The 19487-nt window shown below is 55.6% G+C and carries 19 protein-coding genes; 8 read left to right on the top strand and 11 right to left on the bottom strand.

Features of this window, described 5'->3' with window-relative positions; all coding sequences use genetic code 11:
• Positions 1-25 precede the first annotated feature (25 nt).
• Together K3G63_RS20395 and K3G63_RS20390 are read right to left on the bottom strand one after the other, a co-directional pair.
• Positions 26-502, bottom strand: coding sequence for a MarR family winged helix-turn-helix transcriptional regulator (locus tag K3G63_RS20395; protein WP_220615980.1), 477 nt, complete (start codon positions 500-502; stop codon positions 26-28).
• Positions 503-786: 284 nt separating this feature from the next.
• The gene (locus K3G63_RS20390) at positions 787-2568 is read right to left on the bottom strand and encodes a long-chain fatty acid--CoA ligase (protein ID WP_220615979.1); all 1782 of its coding nucleotides are present in this window, start codon (positions 2566-2568) and stop codon (positions 787-789) included.
• 200 nt (positions 2569-2768) lie between these two features.
• Between K3G63_RS20390 and K3G63_RS20385 the strand changes: the two genes are divergently transcribed.
• The 4 genes from K3G63_RS20385 to K3G63_RS20370 all read left to right on the top strand — a co-directional run bounded on the left by K3G63_RS20385 (position 2769) and on the right by K3G63_RS20370 (position 6067).
• Positions 2769-3917, top strand: a complete 1149-nt coding sequence (locus K3G63_RS20385) for a formimidoylglutamase (protein ID WP_220615978.1) — start codon at positions 2769-2771, stop codon at positions 3915-3917.
• A 46-nt stretch (positions 3918-3963) separates the two neighbouring features.
• Positions 3964-4221: a cytochrome b5 domain-containing protein gene (locus K3G63_RS20380; protein WP_220615977.1), complete on the top strand. Its 258-nt coding sequence runs from the start codon at positions 3964-3966 to the stop codon at positions 4219-4221.
• Positions 4222-4301: 80 nt separating this feature from the next.
• A complete protein-coding gene (gene murQ / locus K3G63_RS20375; protein ID WP_220615976.1) occupies positions 4302-5105 on the top strand; it encodes an N-acetylmuramic acid 6-phosphate etherase in 804 nt (267 codons plus the stop codon).
• Between the two features lie 395 nt (positions 5106-5500).
• Positions 5501-6067 (top strand): hypothetical protein, encoded by a 567-nt coding sequence (locus tag K3G63_RS20370; protein ID WP_220615975.1) that lies wholly within the window; start codon positions 5501-5503, stop codon positions 6065-6067.
• 142 nt (positions 6068-6209) lie between these two features.
• Here the strand turns inward: K3G63_RS20370 and K3G63_RS20365 are convergent, their stop codons facing one another.
• From K3G63_RS20365 to era, 4 genes are all read right to left on the bottom strand, one after another.
• Complete coding sequence (locus K3G63_RS20365; protein WP_220615974.1) at positions 6210-6431, bottom strand: hypothetical protein; 222 nt, start codon at positions 6429-6431, stop codon at positions 6210-6212.
• A 192-nt stretch (positions 6432-6623) separates the two neighbouring features.
• Positions 6624-6860: a hypothetical protein gene (locus tag K3G63_RS20360; protein ID WP_220615973.1), complete on the bottom strand. Its 237-nt coding sequence runs from the start codon at positions 6858-6860 to the stop codon at positions 6624-6626.
• Positions 6861-7000: 140 nt separating this feature from the next.
• Positions 7001-8323: a ribosome biogenesis GTPase Der gene (gene der / locus K3G63_RS20355; RefSeq protein ID WP_220615972.1), complete on the bottom strand. Its 1323-nt coding sequence runs from the start codon at positions 8321-8323 to the stop codon at positions 7001-7003.
• 150 nt (positions 8324-8473) lie between these two features.
• Positions 8474-9373, bottom strand: a complete 900-nt coding sequence (gene era / locus K3G63_RS20350; protein ID WP_220615971.1) for a GTPase Era — start codon at positions 9371-9373, stop codon at positions 8474-8476.
• Between the two features lie 299 nt (positions 9374-9672).
• On the opposite strand from era, the gene hemH reads away from it, so the two are divergent.
• The gene (gene hemH / locus K3G63_RS20345; protein ID WP_220615970.1) at positions 9673-10719 is read left to right on the top strand and encodes a ferrochelatase; all 1047 of its coding nucleotides are present in this window, start codon (positions 9673-9675) and stop codon (positions 10717-10719) included.
• A 66-nt stretch (positions 10720-10785) separates the two neighbouring features.
• Here hemH and K3G63_RS20340 read toward each other — a convergent pair whose 3' ends face one another.
• The 3 genes from K3G63_RS20340 to K3G63_RS20330 form a co-directional block, all read right to left on the bottom strand.
• Positions 10786-11271 (bottom strand): PRC-barrel domain-containing protein, encoded by a 486-nt coding sequence (locus K3G63_RS20340; RefSeq protein WP_220615969.1) that lies wholly within the window; start codon positions 11269-11271, stop codon positions 10786-10788.
• A gap of 23 nt (positions 11272-11294) precedes the next feature.
• Positions 11295-11948 carry a hypothetical protein gene (locus K3G63_RS20335; RefSeq protein ID WP_220615968.1) on the bottom strand — a complete coding sequence of 218 codons (654 nt, stop codon included), beginning with the start codon at positions 11946-11948 and terminating at the stop codon, positions 11295-11297.
• A 68-nt stretch (positions 11949-12016) separates the two neighbouring features.
• Complete coding sequence (locus K3G63_RS20330) at positions 12017-13444, bottom strand: B12-binding domain-containing radical SAM protein (RefSeq protein WP_220615967.1); 1428 nt, start codon at positions 13442-13444, stop codon at positions 12017-12019.
• A gap of 141 nt (positions 13445-13585) precedes the next feature.
• Between K3G63_RS20330 and K3G63_RS20325 the strand changes: the two genes are divergently transcribed.
• Complete coding sequence (locus K3G63_RS20325) at positions 13586-14515, top strand: DUF389 domain-containing protein (protein ID WP_220615966.1); 930 nt, start codon at positions 13586-13588, stop codon at positions 14513-14515.
• Positions 14516-14595: 80 nt separating this feature from the next.
• Here K3G63_RS20325 and K3G63_RS20320 read toward each other — a convergent pair whose 3' ends face one another.
• Together K3G63_RS20320 and glmM are read right to left on the bottom strand one after the other, a co-directional pair.
• Positions 14596-15744, bottom strand: a complete 1149-nt coding sequence (locus tag K3G63_RS20320; protein ID WP_220615965.1) for a cysteine desulfurase family protein — start codon at positions 15742-15744, stop codon at positions 14596-14598.
• A 190-nt stretch (positions 15745-15934) separates the two neighbouring features.
• Positions 15935-17323, bottom strand: coding sequence for a phosphoglucosamine mutase (glmM, locus tag K3G63_RS20315; RefSeq protein WP_220615964.1), 1389 nt, complete (start codon positions 17321-17323; stop codon positions 15935-15937).
• 166 nt (positions 17324-17489) lie between these two features.
• Here glmM and mazG point away from each other — a divergent pair, with 166 nt between their 5' ends.
• Positions 17490-18317: a nucleoside triphosphate pyrophosphohydrolase gene (gene mazG / locus K3G63_RS20310; protein WP_220615963.1), complete on the top strand. Its 828-nt coding sequence runs from the start codon at positions 17490-17492 to the stop codon at positions 18315-18317.
• 286 nt (positions 18318-18603) lie between these two features.
• Entirely contained in the window at positions 18604-19464 is an 861-nt protein-coding gene (locus K3G63_RS20305) for a MotA/TolQ/ExbB proton channel family protein (RefSeq protein WP_409070877.1), read from the top strand.
• The last annotated feature ends 23 nt before the right edge of the window (positions 19465-19487 follow it).

Raw genomic sequence — 19487 nt, 5'->3', positions numbered from 1 at the left:
CGAAAGCTAATAGCTAAACACCTCATCAAGCTGGCGACTCAGAGCGTAAAGGCTTGGGCTTGAAGTCCTCATAAAGAGTTTTCCCCTCAATCATACCCGTGATTTGCCCTACTACTTTAAAGAACACATCCAGTTGATTCTGCGGGATTTTCTCGCGCACCTTTTGGTTGAAGTGGCGCACCGTTTGGCGGGAAATTTCCTTGCCTCGGAGCCCTTCTTCCGTCAGGAAAATTCGCACGGAGCGCTTATCCTGCGTGTCGGCCTGCTTGTAAATGAGCCCCTTCTCTTCCATTGAGCGCAGAATGCGGGTGAGGCTGCGAGTTTCCAGCCCCAGCAACGGGGCTATTTTCGTGGCAGGCGTACCATTCTCCTGATCGATGTTCAACAGTACGAAGCCTATGCTCGTAGTGATATCGTGCTTGGCTGCCTGCGTATTATACATGCGAGAAATGGCATGCCAGGCAACTTTGATATTGTAATCGACAGTTTCTTCGGGTTTCATGGGTACGGAAGGCGAGTCCGGTAAACATACTGAAATATGTTATGCTTGCATACTAAGTTACGCAAAAAAAGTTTTGCCTAAGACGCGCACTACCTAGCTTTCACTCGCCCCTTTTTTAGCAAGAATGCTACTCGTGATGCTCCCGCTTTCCGGCACTTGAGCCCACTCACTACCCGCTTTCACTCTACCTCTAAGCAACCTTCTAAGCTATTCCTACCCATCCATCCATCGGGCAGGCCCAAAACCAAACGGCCCCGCAATGTCATGTTGCGGGGCCGTTTGGCTTAGTGCTTCTCAGCGTGCTGATACAGGCTTTCAATCAGTTCCTTGTTGTTTTCGGTGATGACCTTTCGCTTTACTTTCATAGTGGGCGTCATCTCGCCGCTTTCAACCGTCCAATGGGTAGGTAGTAGCACAATTTTTTTGACTTGCTCCCACTGAGCAAAGCCATTGTTGTACTTGTGCACAAGGTCTTCGTACATCTTCACTACCTTCTCGTTCTTAACCAACTCTTCGGGCGAGGCATTGCAATCCACACCATTGCGTTTGCACCAGCCTTTCAAATCATCGAAGGACGGAATGACAAGAGCCGAAGGGAATTTTTGCCCGTCGCCAACTACCATGCACTGCTCCACCAGCGGCGACTCCTTGAGTTTGCCTTCAATTACCTGCGGAGCAATGTATTTGCCGCCCGAGGTCTTGAACATCTCCTTCTTCCGGTCCGTGATTTTCAGGAATTTGCCGTTTACCATTTCCCCGATGTCGCCGGTATGGAACCAGCCCTCTTCGTCGAATTCCTTGGCGGTCAGCTCGGGCTTGTTGTAGTAGCCCTTCATCACCGACGCCGATTTGGTCAGGATTTCGCCATCCGGAGCAATTTTTACCTGTACATCGTCGATGAGCGGGCCCACGGTGCCAATCATATTGTTTTCGGGCTCGTAACCGCCTACAGCAATAACCGGTGAGGTTTCCGTTAGGCCGTAGCCTTCCATCACCCGAATACCCGCGGCCCAGAATACGCGCGCCAAACGCGGCTGCAGGGCTCCGCCTCCGCTTACAATACAACGCAGGTTACCGCCTAGGGCCTCACGCCACTTATTGAAAATCAGCTTATTGGCCAAAGCCAACTGGGTGTTATAAAGAAACCCGTTGTCCTTCTGGTTATCGTACTTCAGACCCAGGTTTAAGGCCCAGAAGAAGAGCTGCTTTTTCACTCCTTCCAACTCGTGGCCTTTCGCGACAATCTTGTCATACACCTTTTCCAGCAGGCGCGGCACGGTGGTGAAGATTTCGGGCTTCACTTCTCGTAAGTTGTCGGCAATGGTTTCCATGCTCTCGGCGTAGTAAATACTCACGCCGTTGATAAGGTAGAGGTGGGTTACCATCCGCTCGAAGATGTGGCAGAGCGGCAGGAAGCTCAGGGCTTTGTCGTCGCGGGTAACGGGCACAAAGCGCTGGGCGCTACGGCAGTTGCTCAGGATATTATTGTGCGTGAGCATCACGCCCTTGGGCTGCCCGGTAGTACCACTGGTGTAGATAAGGGTCAGCAGGTCGTCGGGTTGTACGGCGGCTTTCAGGGGCTCCAGAGCAGCAGGGTTGCCTTGTTTGCCTAACTCCAGCAGCTCTGAGAAGTGCCGGGCACCTTCTATTTTGTCGAAGGTGAAGATGTTCTCAGCCGGAATGTTCAGGCCCTGGGTAGCTTCGCGTACTTTGTCCAGCAGCTTCTTATCCGACACTAGTACGGCTTTCACGCCCGCATCGGAGAAGATATACTTGTAGTCTTCCACCGTAATGCTGGGATACATGGGTACGCTGGTAGCGCCTAGCTGCGCAATCCCGAAATCGGAGAGCATCCACTCGGGGCGGTTCATCGAAATCAGGGCCACCTTATCATCCTTGCCGATACCCAGGCTGCGTAGGCCCAGGCTGACCTGATTTACCTGTTCTACTACGGCATCGGTGCTGATGGGGGTGTAGTGGCCGTTGACTTTGGCGGCAAAACAGTCAGGTTTGTTGTACTTCTGCTGCAGATGGGGCAGAATGTCGAAGGTGCGGCGAATATCCATTCAGAGAGAAGGCACTATGGTGGGTTGGGCCAGTTACGGGAGCAATTGCGCGCTGCCGACGGCCAAGTTGGCAACCCCGACAGAAAGCGCTGCTTAAATAACGTTTTTTTCCGCGGAAAGCTTCTATCTGCGGCGAAAACTCGGTAGGGCCGTGGCAGGCTTTTGCGTAGCTTTGTCCGAGTACGCCTCCTTTGCGCACGATGAATCTGGCCATCTTTTTTGATCCGCTCCCCGAAGAGCTGGCCGGTCCGGCTACCGCCCCGACCATGCTGGCTGCCTACGCTACGCCCTTTCTGGACAATTTCCCGGACTGGCGGGCAGCCGACTTGGCCTTAATAGGCTTGGATGAGTGGCGCGGTAGCGCCGCCGGAGCACCCGCCGGCCACGGAGCCGATGCGGTACGCCGCCGCTTCTACCACTTGCAGAAAGGCACGGGCTCCGTGCGCCTGGTGGACCTGGGCAACCTGCGCCCGGGCCTGACGCTGGAGGATACGTACCAGCGGCTGCGCGAAATTATTGCTGCCTTGCTAGAGCACAACACGGTTCCTCTGTTGCTCGGCGGTTCGCACGACCTGGACTACGGGCAGTTTCTGGCCTACGAAACCCTGGACCGGACCGTAAGCTTTGCTACCGTGGATGCCCGCGTAGATATGGCGGAGCCAGTGGGTGCCCGCCCCGAGGACAGCCACTTGCGCCGCATGCTTCTGCACGAACCCAGTTTTCTGTTCAATTTCGCCCAGCTCGCCCACCAGCAGTACCTAGTAGCCCCGGATGTGCTGGCGGCCCTGGAAAAGCTGCACTTCGAAACGCTGCGCCTCGGGGCTATTCACGCCGATGTACGCCAGGCCGAGCCCCTGCTCCGCCAAGCCGACTTCGTGAGTTTTGACGTGGCAGCTCTGCGCTGGAACGATGCACCGGCCTACTGGCCCGCTAACCCCTTCGGCCTGACCAGCGAGGAAGCTGCCCAACTAGCTTGGTACGCAGGCCATAATGACACGCTCACGTCCTTTGGCCTTTATGGCTACCGCCCCGAGTACGACCCCAACGGACTAGCCGCCGCTACCCTGGCCACCATGCTCTGGTACTTCGTGGAAGGCTACTACCACCGCCGCCAGGAAACTGATTTTCAGAGCCGGCGCTTTATGCGCTACGCCGTGGGGCTGCCGGGCACGCCGGCCAAGCTGGTGTTCTACAAAAGCAAACGAACTGAAAAATGGTGGCTGGAAGTGGAAAGCCTGGCCGACAGTGACATCAAGCGCATTGTTCCTTGCAGCTACCAAGACTACCTGCGCGCCGCCCAGGGCGATTTGCCCAACCGCTGGATTCTCACCCAGGCCCTGTTGGGGTAGCACCGTGCAGTTTGCCCCGGGGGTCGCTGAAATAGTAACGCCGTACATGAGTTCTGATCCTGACCTTGCCAACCTACCTACTTACACCAAAGCCCAGTTGGCCCTGCGCAATGGGCAAGACCGGGACGAAATCTGGGTAGGCTACCGGGGCTTGATTTACGACGTGACCCGCTCCCGCCTCTGGAAGCGCGGCAACCACTATGAGCACTGGGCTGGGCAGGACCTGACCCAGGAGCTTGACCACGACGCTCCGCATACCCCGAACGTCTTTGATAAATTCGTCGTCATTGGCCGACTAACCTAGCCCTGCCAACCGGTTCGGTGGTTTTTCAGCCCCGTTGTCTTTTCTGCGTATCTGCCCTGTTCCCTACCCACTTCCTACTCATGAGTACTACCGAAAGCTCTTCCCTGTTCAATAACCTCGAAAGTCTCTCGACCCGCGAACTGCTCACCGGCATGAACAGCGTAGACCAGACCGTACCCCTGGCCGTAGCTCAAGCGTTGCCGCAAATTGAGGCGCTGGTAGAAGCAACAGTAGCTCGCCTCGGCGCGGGCGGGCGCTTGTTTTACATCGGGGCAGGAACCAGCGGCCGGCTCGGAGTTCTGGATGCCTCGGAGTGCCCGCCCACCTTCGGGGTACCGCACGGAGTGGTGGTAGGGCTGATTGCCGGCGGTGACACGGCCATCCGCAAGGCCGTAGAAAACGCGGAGGACAACCCCCAGCAGGCCTGGCGCGACCTGCAGGAGTACGATATTACGGCGCAAGATATTGTGGTAGGTATTGCAGCATCCGGCCGCACTCCGTACGTAATTGGCGGGCTGGAGCAGGCCCGTCATCACGGGGTAGCCACCGGGTGCATTGTGTGCAATGCTGGCTCTGCCGTGGCCGCTGTGGCCGAGTTTCCGGTTGAAGTGGTAACGGGTCCGGAGTTCGTGACGGGCAGTACACGCCTGAAGGCCGGCACCGCGCAAAAACTGGTGCTCAATATGCTCACCACCGCCACGTTTATTCGCCTAGGCCGGGTGAAAGGCAACAAGATGGTGGATATGCAGCTCTCCAACGCCAAGCTGGTAGACCGGGGGGAACGTATGCTTATGGATGAGCTACAGATTTCGCAGGACGAAGCGGCGGACTTGCTGCGTCAGCACGGCTCCGTACGGGCAGCGCTGGCAGCTCGCCCATCATAGAATGGCTTACTACAACGGCTAAAGTGGCTACGCGCTATATCACCTGGGGGCTCGCTGCCTTGCAGTTGTGGTTATGCTGCTTGATTCTGATGTACGGCGACGGGCTGCTGGGCCTAATCAGTGGGGCGCTACTTATTTTTCCACTTAGTGTACTACTGCTGTGGCTAGGACTGGTAGCCGCCCATCGGCAGCAGTGGGGAACTGCACTTGTAGCCGGTCTGGGCTGCCTGCCCGGGCTCCTGTTGGCTGGCTTATTTTCTCGGGTGTTTCTAACGTAAGCCTCCCACCCCGCGCCGAACGGTTTACGCTGCAAACCCGTTAAACCAAGCAGCCGCCCCGGCCGGTAGTGCCCGGGACGAGCCGCCTGTTTTGCTACTTTCTGCCTGATTCGTGCCGTGCATACCATCGAACCTCATTACGCCTGGCTGGAGCAGTACGCTGCCTCCGAAGACCCCCGCTCTCCCCTTTTCGAGGCTGAAAACAGCCTTGACAGCTACGTAAACACCATTTATGGCTACTACATCCACCCGCAATGGGACAGCCTGGATTCCGATACGCTGTACCTGAAAATCCTGTTCGTGGATTATGACCTGGGCATCGGGATTATTGAATTCATTGGCGAGTGGAACGACGCCATTGAGAACGACATCATGCAGCTGAAGCGGAACATCATTGACTTGATGACCCACGAGGGCATCCGCAAGTTTATCCTTATCGGGGAAAACGTGTTCAACTTTCACGGCTCCGATGATTCTTACTACGAGGAGTGGTTTGAAGACGTGGAAGAGGGCTGGATTGCCGGCGTTAATTTCCAGGAGCACGTCATCCGCGAAATGCGTCAGTATAACATTGACAACTATGTCAACTTTGGGGGCCAGCTCGATGAGTTACCCTGGCGTACCTACCCGCCCCGCAAGCTGTTTGAAGTAGTAGACAGCCTCTTGCAGCGCCGCCTGGGCTGACTTGCTCAAAAAGGCCCCGGCCGTTTAACGTTCTGCGCTACGCTCAGCTGGCATCTCAGAGCGTTGAACTACCCTCTACTAAAAAGCTGCTCCTTGCAAGGCGGCTTTTTGCTTAAGTATGCTAGATGCTGCTGTGGGCTGTTTACGGGGCATCCATCGAATCAGCCGCGTTATCAAGAGCATTGGCTTTGGCGTCTACGGAGTCTCGAACGGCGTCCACTTTTTCCTCTAGCGCGTCCACCTCAGCATCACCGGACCTCTCCTCACTGTCGATGGCCTGCTTCTGGGTATCGTGCTCTTTACCTTGGCAGGAGACCAGAGAGAACGAAGCGGCAGCCAAGAACATGACCAGTACTTTCTTCATCGGGTGGGAGGTTACATTTTAAAATCACCTATTTAGCTAAAGGGCTATCCGGCAGCTATTCGTGTGTGCTACGTATACTGCACAGGCCGCAAAGTAGCCTACCTGCTCATTCAGCGCAATAGTGCCAGCCGAACACAAAAAAGGCTACCCCTATCCGGAGTAGCCTTTTTCGTGTTCTGATTAGACAGCCGCTTACTTAGCGTCGGTCGAGTCAGCAGCGTTTTCGATGGCGTCAGCCTGAGCTTCGGTAGCGTTTTCTACCGAGTCAGCCCCAGCTTCGTTGCCAGCGTTTTCCATAGCGTCAGCTTTAGCTTCGCCAGCATCTTCTACTTGCTCAGCCTGAGCTTCGGTAGCGTTTTCAGTTTTGCTGTCGCAGGAAGCGAAGGTGAACGAAGCGGCAGCCAGGGCGAGGAACAGTACTTTTTTCATGGTAAGGGTAATGTAAAAATGAAGATTCAAAACCAGAGCGACTGCCGAGTTTACTCGGTAATCGGGGCTTTATATCTCATCCGTAAGAAGGTAACCCAACCAGTAGAGAACTTTTTCCACTCTACCCTACTACCACCCGTTTACTTCTTCCGGAACACGATGCCAATGGGCACGCCGGTAAAGTCGAAATGCTCGCGCAGGCGGTTTTCCAGGTAGCGGGCGTAGCTTTCCTTCACGTACTGGGGCAGGTTGCAGAAGAAGGCAAACACCGGGTTGTGTGTGGGCAATTGGGTAGCGTACTTGATGCGCACCATCTTTCCCTTCTGGATGGGCGGCGGGTATTTCTCAATTTCCTTGAGCATTACCTCGTTCAGCTCCGAAGTTGGAATTTTGCGGCGCTTGTTCTCGTACACATCAATGGCCGTTTCAATGGCCTTGTGAATGCGCTGCTTGGTGAGCACCGAGGTAAAAATGATGGGCGGGTAGCTGATGGGCGCAATCTTCTCTCGAATCGTCTCCTCGAATTCCTTGGCCGTGTTGGTTTCCTTGTTTTCGATGAGGTCCCATTTGTTGACCAGAATCACAATGCCCTTGCGGTTCTTATCGGCCAGCCCGATGATGTTCAGATCCTGGGCCTCAATGCCGCGGGTAGCATCCAGAATCACGATGCAGACGTCCGACTCTTCCAGGGCCCGAATGGAGCGCAGCACGGAGTAGAACTCCACGTCTTCGTGCACCTTGGTTTTGCGGCGCAAACCGGCCGTATCTACCAGAATGAACTCCTTGCCAAACGCATTGTAGCGGGCCTGAATCGAGTCGCGGGTGGTACCGGCAATGTCCGTCACGATGCTGCGCTCGGTGCCCAGCAGCAGGTTCACGAACGACGATTTGCCAACATTCGGGCGGCCCACCACGGCAATTTTTGGTACACCGGCATCCGGTTCTTCTACCCCTTCTTCCTCAAAGTGGCTTACCACTGCATCCAGCAGGTCGCCGGTGCCAGAGCCGCTCTGGGAGCTGATGGGGTAAATTTCACCGTCGCCGACGCCCAGGGCGTAAAACTCTCCGGCCGCGTGGGCGCGGGCGTTGGTATCGGCCTTGTTGGCCACAATGTAAATCGGCTTTTTACCCTGGTAGCGGCGCAGCACGTTGGCAAACTCCTCATCCAGGGAGTGCAGGCCCGCGTCAACATCCACCATGAACAGGACCACGTCGGCCTCGTCGATGGCCAGCTTGACCTGCTTGTTGATTTCACCCTCGAATATGTCCTCCGAGTTGTGTACGTACCCGCCCGTATCGATGACAGTAAAGTACTTACCGGTCCAGTCGCCGTAGCCGTAGTGCCGGTCCCGGGTAACGCCCGATTCGTTGTCCATGATAGCCTTGCGCTGGCCTACCAGACGGTTGAACAAAGTGGATTTGCCCACGTTCGGGCGGCCCACAATGGCAATAGTATTTTTCATTGGGTCTGACTCCAGCCGCCGGCCCGACCAGTTTCGGCAGTGCCCGGAGTAGTTAAGTGAAGGTTGGTCGGAAGGAAAATAGCGAATGAGTAGGGTAGGGAATGAGTGCCGCAGAATAAAGGCCGCTTGTTCCCTACCCTACCCATTCACTTATTGATTGTACCCGAACCGGCTCAGGGCCTTCGGGTCAGTACGCCAGTTTTCGTTGACTTTGACGTGGATTTCGAGAAAGACTTTCTTCTGGAAAAACTTCTCCATTTCCTCGCGGGCCCACGTACCCACTTTCTTTAAAGCAGTGCCTTGCTGACCAATGATGATGCCTTTCTGGCTGGCGCGCTCTACGTAGATAGTAGAGCGCATTCGGATGATGTCTTCCTCTTCTTTAAACTCATCAATAGCTACCTCACAGGAGTAAGGAACTTCTTTCTTGTAGAGCTTGAAGATTTTTTCCCGGATCATTTCGGCGGCAAAAAACCGTTCGGGCTTATCCGTCAGCTCGTCCTTGGGGTAGTACGGCGGGTGAATGGGCAGATAGCTTAGAACCAAATCCAGCAGCTCGCCGGTTCCAAATTTCTCCAGCGCCGAAATGGGTAGCACCCGGGCCGCATTGGGCAGGTGCTCACGCCAGTACTCCACTTTGGCTTCTACCTCGGCCTGGTCGGCCTGGTCAATTTTATTCACCAGCAGCAGAATAGGCGTATCCTGCATCTTGCGCAGGCGCTCTACCACCGGCTCCTCGTCGTGCTTCTCGTAAATGTCCGTCACGAACAGGATTACGTCGGCGTCTTCGAGGGAAGAGTACACGAACGACATCATGGCATTGTGCAGCTCGTACTTAGGCTGGATGATGCCAGGCGTATCAGAGTAGACAAGCTGAAAGTCGTCGCCGTTGAGAATGCCCAGGATGCGGTGGCGCGTGGTTTGGGCCTTGCTCGTGACGATGCTGAGTCGCTCACCCATCAGGGCGTTCATCAACGTCGACTTGCCCACATTGGGCTTGCCGATAATGCTCACAAAGCCAGCGCGGTGCGGGGTTGGGTCGGTATTCATTTCAGAATCTGAAATTTGGCCTGCAAAAGTACAGCTTTAAAACGAGGCGCACACGCTCGGTATATATTATAGCTACTGGCGCCGGTTTAAGCAAATCCGTTACCCTGGCTGCCGGCTGAGCCGTAAACCAGCCGAACTGGAAACAACGGGCCACCAAAATTTGTCTGTATGCCGAGCGAAAAGATGATGTACATCAGGTTTTTGTTCAGTGCTCATTGTGCGACCTTTGCCGCTGGTTACGGCCAGCGGCAGTTCGCGGCTTCGATGACTTACCGGCTCCTCTGGCGCCCTACTTTTTTATGCCCTCTACTCCCACCTCATCTAAAGGCCGCATCGGCGTACTACTTGTAAACCTCGGCACTCCCGACTCGCCCCAGACCGGCGACGTGCGCCGCTACCTCAACGAATTTCTGACGGATGCCCGCGTGATTGATATGCCGGCGGCCGTGCGCTATCCGCTGTTTCGGGGTCTGATTGTGCCTTTACGCGCCCCAAAGTCGGCGAAAGTGTACCAGCAACTCTGGACTGAGCGGGGCTCTCCCCTGCTCTACCACGGCCTAGACCTGCAGAAGCTAGTGCAGGAGCAACTGGGCAAAGATTACCTGGTAGCCTTTGGCATGCGCTACCAGAAACCCAGCATCGAAAGCGCCCTGCAGGAGTTGCGCGACGCGGCCGTGGACCGCATCATCGTGCTACCCTTGTTTCCGCAGTATGCGGCGGCCAGCACGGGCTCGGTGCAGGAAAAGGTGATGGAGCTGGTCAGCAAGTGGTGGGTAGTACCCAGCATCAGCTTTATCAGCACCTTCGTCGATGACCCAGGCTTTATCAACAGCTTTGCTACGCTGGGCAAGGCGGAAATGGCCCAGCGCAACTACGACCACGTTGTGTTTAGCTACCACGGTATTCCCGAGCGCCATGTGCTGAAGGGCAGCCATAAGGGCTACTGCAAGCTGGGCAACTGCTGCAACAGCTACAACAAAAACAACCGCTACTGCTACCGGGCTCAATGCTTTGAAACTTCGCGGCAGTTGGCCAAGGCCCTGGGCCTCGCGCCCGAGCAGTACACTACCTCTTTCCAGAGCCGCCTGCAAAGCCGCCTGCGCGACCCGTGGTTGCAGCCCTACACCGACGAGGTGCTGAAGGAAATGCCCGCCAAAGGCATTAAAAACGTGCTGGCCTTCTCTCCTGCTTTCGTAGCTGACTGCCTGGAAACGACCATTGAGGTAGGCGAAGAGTTCAAGGAAATGTTCGAAGAGGCCGGAGGCAGCCACTGGCAGCTGGTGCCGTCCCTGAACTCCCGCCCCGAGTGGGTGCAGGCTGTTACTGAGATGATCCGGCGAAACTAACAGTTTCTGGCAGTAAAAAAGGGAGCTACTTCAGTGTGAGGTAGCTCCCTTTTTATGTTTTAGCGACTAACTCAACCGCCGGCGTTGGTAGAAGGCGTGGTCATCGTAGCTAGGCTGGCCGTAAAAGTCGGAGGCCGTGGCCGCGGGCAGGGGTAGGTTCAGGGCCCGCAACATGGCTTCCTCGTACTCACGGGTAATCTGAATTTCGGCGTAGGGTGGGTAGTTTAGTACGGCTTGGCTCGTAAGGGAGGGAACAAACACATTATCCCCGTCTTCATCGAGGGCAGCTACGCCAATTGGTAGCAGGATGTGGCGGTCCCGCTCGTTGATACGCAGGCTGTTATCCAGCTCCACATCGAGGTAGCGAACTTTAAGTGCGTCTACGTCCACAATCAACTCGTGCACCTGCCCAAACTGCCGGCCATCTGCCCCACGCACCGACCACCCCCGCACATCGGGGCTGCCATCGGCTACTTCAAACTCAGTTAGGTCGTGGAGGCGGCGTAGGTGCAGGCCCTGGCCGGAAGGAATGGGGTCCATGGTAGATTCCATACGAGAATAAAGGCTGGTGCCACTTAGCGGGTTGGAGACTGGTTGAGAGTTTTTGCTATCCCGGCAGCCCGCGTGAGGTACTCGCGCAGCTGCTGCTGGTCCTGCGGTGTGGTTGCGCGCCCGCTAAGCGCCGCCGCCTGGATAGTCAGCTGATTTACTTCAGCCTCAAGCCCGGGGTAGGCTTTCTGCTGCATGGCCTGTATAAGAGCAGTAGCAGCCACGTAGCCGGGTCGTAGACTGCTGCCTGCCTCGTCTAACCGCGCGGTGGCACTGGTCAGTTCGTCGCGCCGGCCGGCCACAGTAGCATCCCGCAGGTCGTCTCGGTCGGCCAAGTCAACCAAGTATGACGTCAGCAGGCGCAAACCTTCCCGGCCGTACTGTGGCTGGGACGCGTCGCTTTCGGCAAAGGTGGTCAGCACTTCGGGTGTTGCGGGCATGGGCTCGGCGGCCATGTCGCCCAGGGCATCGGCGGTTGGGCGTGGCCCCGTTTCGGCGCCGGTGGTGCTATCCGGGGGCGCAGGCACACCAGCTTCTGTCGGCGTGGGGTCCGGGGCGGGGGCGTCAGTATCGGCCCGCAGCAGGAAATACGCTGCCCCGGCAATAACCGCCAGCACAAGCAGCACAAGCAGCCAGGGGTTGGGAGAAGATTTTTTGCGTTGGATATTGATATCGGCCATACGGGTGCGCAGCAGGTGAGAGCCCGTTCTTACGCAGGATGGCCAGGATACGATGCATCATCACCTGCCTACGGGAGTACCGGCAGCGGAATAAAGTCGGCAGGGGCGGGGTGAGCTACGGAGCGGACGCCCTGCACTTTGCTTAGAATAGCTTCCAGTAGCGGCCTCATGGAATGCAGGTGGCGGGTCTTGATCATAAAATTCCAGAGTGGCTCGAACCGCTTCCAGCCCCCGGCGTAGGCAAAGTGCTTGAGTTGATGCCTGATAGTCTGGTGCGTCAGGCTGGCCTTAGTAATATTGGCCCAGGAATAGAACTCGCGGTAGGCCCAGTCGTAACCCTGCTTAAGCTGAGCAGCCGTGAGCCCAGGGCCGGGCCGATGCACGACCGTGCGCGTATCATATTCGTTCCAGCGACGGTGCAGCAGGCGACCTTCCGCCTCTATTCGCTTATAATACTCCGTGCCCGGGTACGGAGTAGCAATGTGGAAGGTGGCAGTGGTGATGCCGTGGGAAACAGCCCACTCCACGGTGCGCGGAAACACGTCGGGCCCGTCGTCATCCAGCCCAAATACAAAGCTGCCGTTGATCATGATGCCCAAGTCGTGGAGGCGGGCAATAGCGCGGGCGTAGTCGCGGCCCAGGTTCTGCCGTTTGTTACTGGCTCGCAGGTTAACCGTACTCAGCGTCTCGAACCCCACAAACAGGCTCCGAAGGCCAGCCGCAGCGGCTTTTTCCAGCAGACCGTTGTCCCGCAGAATGCTATCCACGGTGGCCGCGCCCTGAAACAGGCGGTTCATCCCCTGCATCCCGTCGAACAGGGCCCCGGCAAACCGCTGGTGCCCCAGCAGATGGTCGTCGAGAAAGTACAGGTGCCGACCCGGAAGCCGGTCGATTTCGGCTAGAGCGTCTTCTACGGGCTGGGTGTAAAAGGTAGTACCGCCCTCGAAAAAAGCATCCTTATAGCAAAAGTCGCAGTGGTGCGGACAGCCCCGCGTTACTACTATAGAGTTGGGAACCAGATAAAGCTCCCGCCGGATAAGGTCGCGCCGGATGGGTGGCATGCCTACCAGCGTCCGGCGGGGTGGCGCTATGTAGCACGGCCGCGCCTGCCCGCGGCGCCAGTCGCTCAGAAACTCGGGAAAGGTATCTTCTCCGGGTCCCAGGAAAATGCTGTCAGCATGAGGGGCGGCCTCTGCGGGTAAACTGGTCACGTGCAGCCCGCCCAAGCATACGTAGCTTCCCCGCGCCCGGTACAAATCAGCCAAAGCATAAGCGCGGTAGGCATTGGTAATGTATACTTGAATAAGTACGAGGTCGGGGGTATCATCCAGATACAGCTCTTCTACGTGTTCATCCTGCAAGCTTACCTCCCACTCAGCAGGCACGAATGCAGCCAGCGTAGCCAAGCCTAACGGCGGAAACAAGGAATACTTAATAGGCCGCCAATAAGGATTAGTGGCTTCCGTAAGGGCAGGCAGGATAAATTTGACGTGCATAGGAAGGTAGGAGTATAGCGGTGAGGTGGGGCAAATAGCACCATCAACTTTGTATTTCAAAGTACTTTATGACATATTTAATTTTATCTCTCCAGCCTACGCTAACTTTTGCGTATACCGGCTTTCACTTATTTCCATTCTATGCATCGTAGTCTAGCGCTAAGCGTTCCAGCAACCGTCACCAGCGACTTGTGTCAGCAGTTGCTTCCTCTCGAAGACGTAATTGGCCTGAGCGTCCAGCCTGGCGCCTCGCTTAAACCGCCCGGCGATGTTATTACCGTGCACGTGCTAAATCGGGGCGCCGATGAAGTGTTACGCCGAGCCCAGGCAGCTGTACCGGAGCCCGAGGCGCTGTCGGTTGCCACGGCCGAGTTGAGCAGCATTATTGCTCCCGCTGATGGGGAGCGAATCATGAATGATAAGGATGAGGCTATCTGGGAAGAAGTAGAGGCCGGCCTGCGCCATCAAGGGCGCCCGACCCCCAACTACGCCGCCCTCATGGCACTAGGCGGGGTAATTGCCGCCGTAGGTCTAGTTTCTGAGCCAGTACCGCAGGCCGTGGCCTTTATTGCTTCCAGTATTATTTCGCCAGGTTTCGAGCCGATAGCCTCTATCCCCATGGGCACGGTACTGCGGCGTTGGCACGTAGTAGGACGCGGACTACGGTCCGTACTGATTGGGTATGCTTTGTTTATGCTCACAGCGGGCCTTACGATGCTCTGGTTGGTCGGTGCTGGCGAAGCTTCGGCCTCGGCCCTAGCGGCTAACCCGGAAGTGAAGAACATTGCGAATCCGAGCCTGAAAGAATTTCTGCTATCAGCGTGTGGTGCCGCGGCGGGGATTGTCATTATTGCGGCATACCGCCGTAGCGTTATTGCGGGCGCCCTCATTGCCCTGATTCTGATGCCTGCTGCCGCGCTCGTGGGGTGCGGAATAGCCGTAGGACAGTCGCACCTCGCCATGGAAGGGCTCACTCGTTTTCTAATTGACGTTGGGTTTGTGCTAGTGCTCGGGCTGCTAATCTTCTACATCAAGCAACGGGCCGTGCACCAGCGCAAACCGCTGGAGTAGTTTCGCCTAGGCCTAGTACCGACAGCGGCCTGCTACCCCAGGGTAGCAGGCCGCTGTCGGTACTGGGCCTAAGCATCTGTTTACACCTTCTGAGGCTCTTTCCGATACATTTTGGCCAGTTGGGCCACGGCGTAGTCTACCTCCTCCGTTGTGTTGTACTTGCTCATTGAAAAACGAATGGTCCCCCGGTTCGGATCAGCGCCTAGCGCATTAAGAACATGGGAACCAGCATTGGCGCCGCTGGTACAGGCCGAGCCGCCCGACACTGACACTTTGTTGATATCCAGGTTAAACAGCAGCATTTCGTTTAGCTCGGAAGGCGGCAGGCTCACGCTGAGCACTGTGTACAGGCTCTGGTCCGCCTCGGCTGAAGTACCGTTAAACTCTACCCCCTCTATCTCAGACCGCAACAGAGTAATAAACCTATCTTTTAGGCCTTGGATATAGCGCTGATGCTCAGCCATATCCCGGTAGGCAATTTCCAGGGCCTTAGCCAGGCCGATGATGCCGTAGACGTTCTCGGTGCCAGCCCGTTGGTTTCGCTCCTGCCCCCCCCCGTGAATCAGTGCGTCCACGAGCAGACCCGAGCGGCGGTATAAAAACCCTACCCCTTTCGGGCCGTGAAACTTATGCGCCGACCCTACGAGGAAGTTTGCTTTCAGCTGTTGCACATCGTGGCGATAATGCCCCATCGTCTGCACCGTATCCGTGTGGAACACGGCGTTATGACGGGCACAAATTTCCCCGATGGCTACAATGTCATTCAGGTTGCCAATCTCATTGTTGGCGTGCATCAGGCTCACGAAGGTACGCGGGTGGGCGGCCAGCAGTTCGTCCAGGTGCTCCAGATCCAGGCGGCCCTGGGCATCATGCCGAAGGTAGCTTAGCGTGATGTCGCCGGCTTTTTCCAGTGCTTGCATAGTATGCAGCACTGCATGATGTTCCAGCGTCGACGTCACGGCGTGCTTAAGCCCCAGTGTCCGTACGCTGCCAAAGGCGGCGTAATTATCGGCCTCGGTACCGCAGGAAGTGAATACGATTTCGGCGGGAGCAGCATTGATCAGGTGCGCAATGGTCTTGCGCGCATTCTCAACGGCCGCGCGCACTTGCCGGCCATGACCGTGGATGCTGCTGGGGTTACCAAAATGGTCGCGCATAAAGGGCAGCATGGCATCCAGCACTTCGGGGTCGAGTGGCGTGGTAGCGGCATTATCGAAATACACGTTCATGGGCAAGACAGAGGCGTAATCGTGAGTACTGGAAAGAAAGTCAGGGCAAAAATACAGGATTCCAACGGGGTAGCCGGAATTCTGTACATTTCACTAGCTGCACCGGCAGGTAGTAAAAACAAAACGCACGCCGATTCGGCCATTAGATAGGCCGAATTGGCGTGCGCTGTGGTAGAATAAGCGCCGGGGCTTATTTGCTGATAATCTCCTTTATATCACCAATAATCTTGTTGGCAAGATGGTCAGCGGTAGCGTTGGAATCCGACTCTGCATAGATGCGGATAATAGGCTCCGTATTGGACTTGCGCAGATGCACCCATTCTTTATCGAACTCAATTTTCACCCCGTCGATGGTGTTAATGGGGTGTTTGGAGTAGCGCTCCTGCATCCGCACCAACACCTCATCGGTATTGATTTCGGGAGTCAGCTCAATCTTATTCTTCGAGATAAAGTAATTTGGATACGAGGCCCGCAGTCGGGTCATCGTCATACCGGATTTAGCCAGATGGCTTAAAAACAGGGCAATGCCTACCAGCGAGTCGCGCCCGTAGTGCAACTCCGGGTAAATGATGCCCCCATTGCCTTCGCCCCCAATGATGGCGCCGGTTTCTTTCATCTTATTAACCACGTTTACCTCGCCTACTGCCGCGGCGGCGTAGCTTCCCCCCTGCTTTTCGGTTACGTCGCGCAGAGCCCGGGTGCTGCTAAGGTTACTGACCGTGTTGCCACCGCCATGTTGCTGTAGCACGTAGTCGGCCACGGCTACCAGCGTATACTCCTCGCCGAACATAGTGCCATCCTCGTTCACCAGCGCCAACCGGTCAACGTCCGGGTCTACCACAATCCCCAAGTCAAAAGAACCTTTTTCTAGCACCCGCGCAATGTCACGCAGGTTTTCGGGTAGGGGCTCGGGGTTGTGGGCAAAGTCACCAGTCGGTTCACAAAACAGCTTTTCAATCGTTTCTACCCCAAGCTGCTCCAGCAGCATTGGCACAGCAAAACCACCGGTGGAGTTTACCGCATCTACTACCACCCGGAAATTCTTGGCCTTGATAGCCTCCTTATCGACCAGGGGTAGCGCCAGAATAGCGTCGATGTGCTCCTGCAGGAAGGTAGTATCAGTAGAGTATTTGCCTAGCTTAGTGACGGGGGCAAAATCGAATGCCTCTGCATCGCCTAAGGCTAGTACCTGCTTCCCATCTTCGTCGGAAATGAACTCGCCCTTCGCATTAAGCAGCTTCAGAGCGTTCCACTGTTTAGGATTGTGCGAAGCCGTAAGGATAATGCCGCCACCCGCTTGTTTAGCCGGAACCGCCATTTCTACCGTTGGCGTTGTACTTAATCCCAGATCGAGTACATTAATGCCTAATCCTTGCAAGGTTGCCGCCACCAAACGGCTCACCATATCACCCGACAGGCGGGCATCCCGGCCAATGACGATGGTATTGTTTTGCGTTTTTTGCAGCACCCATGTGCCAAAGGCGGCGGCGTATTTTACCACGTCTATGGGGGTCAGGCCGTCACCGGCTGCTCCTCCTATGGTTCCTCGGATGCCCGAAATGGATTTAATCAGTGCCACTGTGCTGTCTGTATGTTGAAGTACTCTGAAGGACGGATAAACAGAGGCAAAAGTAGCTAAACTACCCCTGCTTTCCCTACGCGGAAATGTAGGCTAAGGGTAATTGCCCAATAATCGAAACTCTGCCCTTCCACCGGATGACGCGTGTCATCGTATATTTGAGCTAATGGAATACGATACTGCTGCTCGCCGCACGGCTCAGCTAGAAGCCTTCAGCCGCCTGCTCGACGTGCTAGACCGCTTACGGGCGGAATGCCCCTGGGACAAAAAACAGACTTTGGAAAGCCTGCGTCATCTCACTATTGAAGAGACGTATGAGCTAAGCGACGCTATTATCCGTGGCGACTTACCGGACCTGAAAAAGGAGTTGGGCGACGTAATGCTTCACCTCACCTTCTACGCCAAAATTGCCAGTGAACAAGGGGCTTTTGATATTGCTGATGTACTGAATGCGCAGTGCGAGAAGCTTATCTTTCGCCACCCTCATATCTACGGCACTACGCAAGCTGACACGGAGGAAGATGTAAAGCGGAACTGGGAACAGCTAAAATTGCAGGAAAAGGGGAACTCATCGGTCCTAGGCGGCGTACCTACGTCACTACCCGCCTTGGTAAAAGCCATGCGAATCCAGGAAAAAGCCAGAGGCGCTGGTTTTGATTGGGAACGTCCTGAACAAGTCTGGGAAAAAGTGCAGGAAGAACTACAGGAATTCCAAGCCGAGTTTGCTGCTGCTCCCACAGAAGATACGCAGACCCGGGCCGCCGCCGAATTCGGCGACCTGCTGTTTTCCCTAATAAACTTTGCCCGGCACGCTGGTATAAATCCAGAAGAAGCTTTGGAGCGCACTAACCGCAAGTTCATTTACCGCTTCCAGTATCTCGAAACAGCAGCAGCTCACGACGGTCATCAGCTCCGAGACCTCACTCTAGCTCAGATGGATACTTATTGGGAACAAGCCAAGCAACAAGCCGTTACCGCCTCTGAAACGAAGTAGAGTACGCCATTTTGAGGCATGCCCATAGTGCTTTAAAGCGTTTAAACCCATTTTTCATTTGGCCACACACAGGTTTTTAGTTAGGTTTGCCAAGGCTAGATCTATTTTCTAACCAAGCCCCGCGCACGAGCAGACCCACGCTATCCACCCTTTTCGGATCTATGCGTGTGGGTGAGCGGGGTTTCCCGTCTATAGACTAGTCAGCTGTTTTTCACTTTTTTACTCGTACTTCAACCTTTCACCAACAACCCCCTAATTCTCCGGAACAATGGAACAAAAGAATGCCATGAACAAGCCCGCGGCTCGGCCCGCCGCTGCTGCAGCGCCGAAAGGCGAAGCCAAGGGCGGTGGTTCGTCCCTGTTTGCCATTCTCGCCATCGTGTTGGCGTTTATTGTAAGCGTGATCATCTACAAATTTGTAATGGGTGACCCCAGCCACTTCCAAGGTGGTAACAATGAAAATAACCCCATTGGTGGTGACTATTTCGGCGTAGTGTACAAAGGCGGTCCTATTGTACCGTTGCTGATGACCATGTTCCTGTGCGTAATCATCTTCTCGATTGAGCGCGCCCTGACTATTAGCCGTGCTAAAGGCAGCAAGAGCATTGAATCGTTCGTACGCACCATCCGTCAGAAGCTGAACGTGAACGACATCACGGGTGCTATTGCCGCCTGCGACCAGCAGAAAGGCTCGGTAGCTAACGTAGTGAAAGCTGGCTTGGGCAAATACCAGGAGATGGCTCGTGAGCGTGGCATGGAGAAAGACCAGAAAATTCTGGCCATCCAGAAAGAAATCGAGGAATCGACGGCTTTGGAACTGCCCATGCTGGAGAAAAACCTCGTTATCCTCTCGACCCTGGCTTCTATCGCTACGCTGGTAGGTCTGCTGGGTACAGTATTTGGTATGATCAAGGCCTTCTCGGCTCTGGCACAAGGTGGTGCTCCTGACGCAGTAGGTCTGGCTAACGGTATCTCGGAAGCTCTGATCAACACGGCTCTGGGTATCGGTACCTCAGCTATTGCCATCGTAGCGTACAACTTCTTCACCAGCAAAATTGACGAGCTGACCTACAGCATCGACGAGGCTGGCTTCAGCATCATTCAGACCTTCGCTGCTCAGCACGGCGAAACCGAGCACGTTGCCTAATTTTAGTGCTTTCCCGCACTAAA

The organism is Hymenobacter sp. HSC-4F20 (genome assembly GCF_019599275.1).
Lineage (GTDB): Bacteria > Bacteroidota > Bacteroidia > Cytophagales > Hymenobacteraceae > Hymenobacter.
This window is presented reverse-complemented; position numbering and strand designations above follow the sequence as displayed.

Coding starts and splice junctions, on each gene's coding strand:
- K3G63_RS20335 (WP_220615968.1), bottom strand. CDS start 11,948: ATGGCCGATATCAATATCCAACGCAAAAAATCTTCTCCCAACCCCTGG.
- mazG (WP_220615963.1), top strand. CDS start 17,490: ATGGAATACGATACTGCTGCTCGCCGCACGGCTCAGCTAGAAGCCTTC.
- K3G63_RS20340 (WP_220615969.1), bottom strand. CDS start 11,271: ATGGAATCTACCATGGACCCCATTCCTTCCGGCCAGGGCCTGCACCTA.
- K3G63_RS20380 (WP_220615977.1), top strand. CDS start 3,964: ATGAGTTCTGATCCTGACCTTGCCAACCTACCTACTTACACCAAAGCC.
- K3G63_RS20320 (WP_220615965.1), bottom strand. CDS start 15,744: ATGAACGTGTATTTCGATAATGCCGCTACCACGCCACTCGACCCCGAA.
- K3G63_RS20365 (WP_220615974.1), bottom strand. CDS start 6,431: ATGAAGAAAGTACTGGTCATGTTCTTGGCTGCCGCTTCGTTCTCTCTG.
- hemH (WP_220615970.1), top strand. CDS start 9,673: ATGCCCTCTACTCCCACCTCATCTAAAGGCCGCATCGGCGTACTACTT.
- der (WP_220615972.1), bottom strand. CDS start 8,323: ATGAAAAATACTATTGCCATTGTGGGCCGCCCGAACGTGGGCAAATCC.
- K3G63_RS20390 (WP_220615979.1), bottom strand. CDS start 2,568: ATGGATATTCGCCGCACCTTCGACATTCTGCCCCATCTGCAGCAGAAG.
- K3G63_RS20305 (WP_409070877.1), top strand. CDS start 18,604: ATGAACAAGCCCGCGGCTCGGCCCGCCGCTGCTGCAGCGCCGAAAGGC.
- murQ (WP_220615976.1), top strand. CDS start 4,302: ATGAGTACTACCGAAAGCTCTTCCCTGTTCAATAACCTCGAAAGTCTC.
- K3G63_RS20330 (WP_220615967.1), bottom strand. CDS start 13,444: ATGCACGTCAAATTTATCCTGCCTGCCCTTACGGAAGCCACTAATCCT.
- K3G63_RS20325 (WP_220615966.1), top strand. CDS start 13,586: ATGCATCGTAGTCTAGCGCTAAGCGTTCCAGCAACCGTCACCAGCGAC.
- K3G63_RS20385 (WP_220615978.1), top strand. CDS start 2,769: ATGAATCTGGCCATCTTTTTTGATCCGCTCCCCGAAGAGCTGGCCGGT.
- K3G63_RS20360 (WP_220615973.1), bottom strand. CDS start 6,860: ATGAAAAAAGTACTGTTCCTCGCCCTGGCTGCCGCTTCGTTCACCTTC.
- K3G63_RS20395 (WP_220615980.1), bottom strand. CDS start 502: ATGAAACCCGAAGAAACTGTCGATTACAATATCAAAGTTGCCTGGCAT.
- era (WP_220615971.1), bottom strand. CDS start 9,373: ATGAATACCGACCCAACCCCGCACCGCGCTGGCTTTGTGAGCATTATC.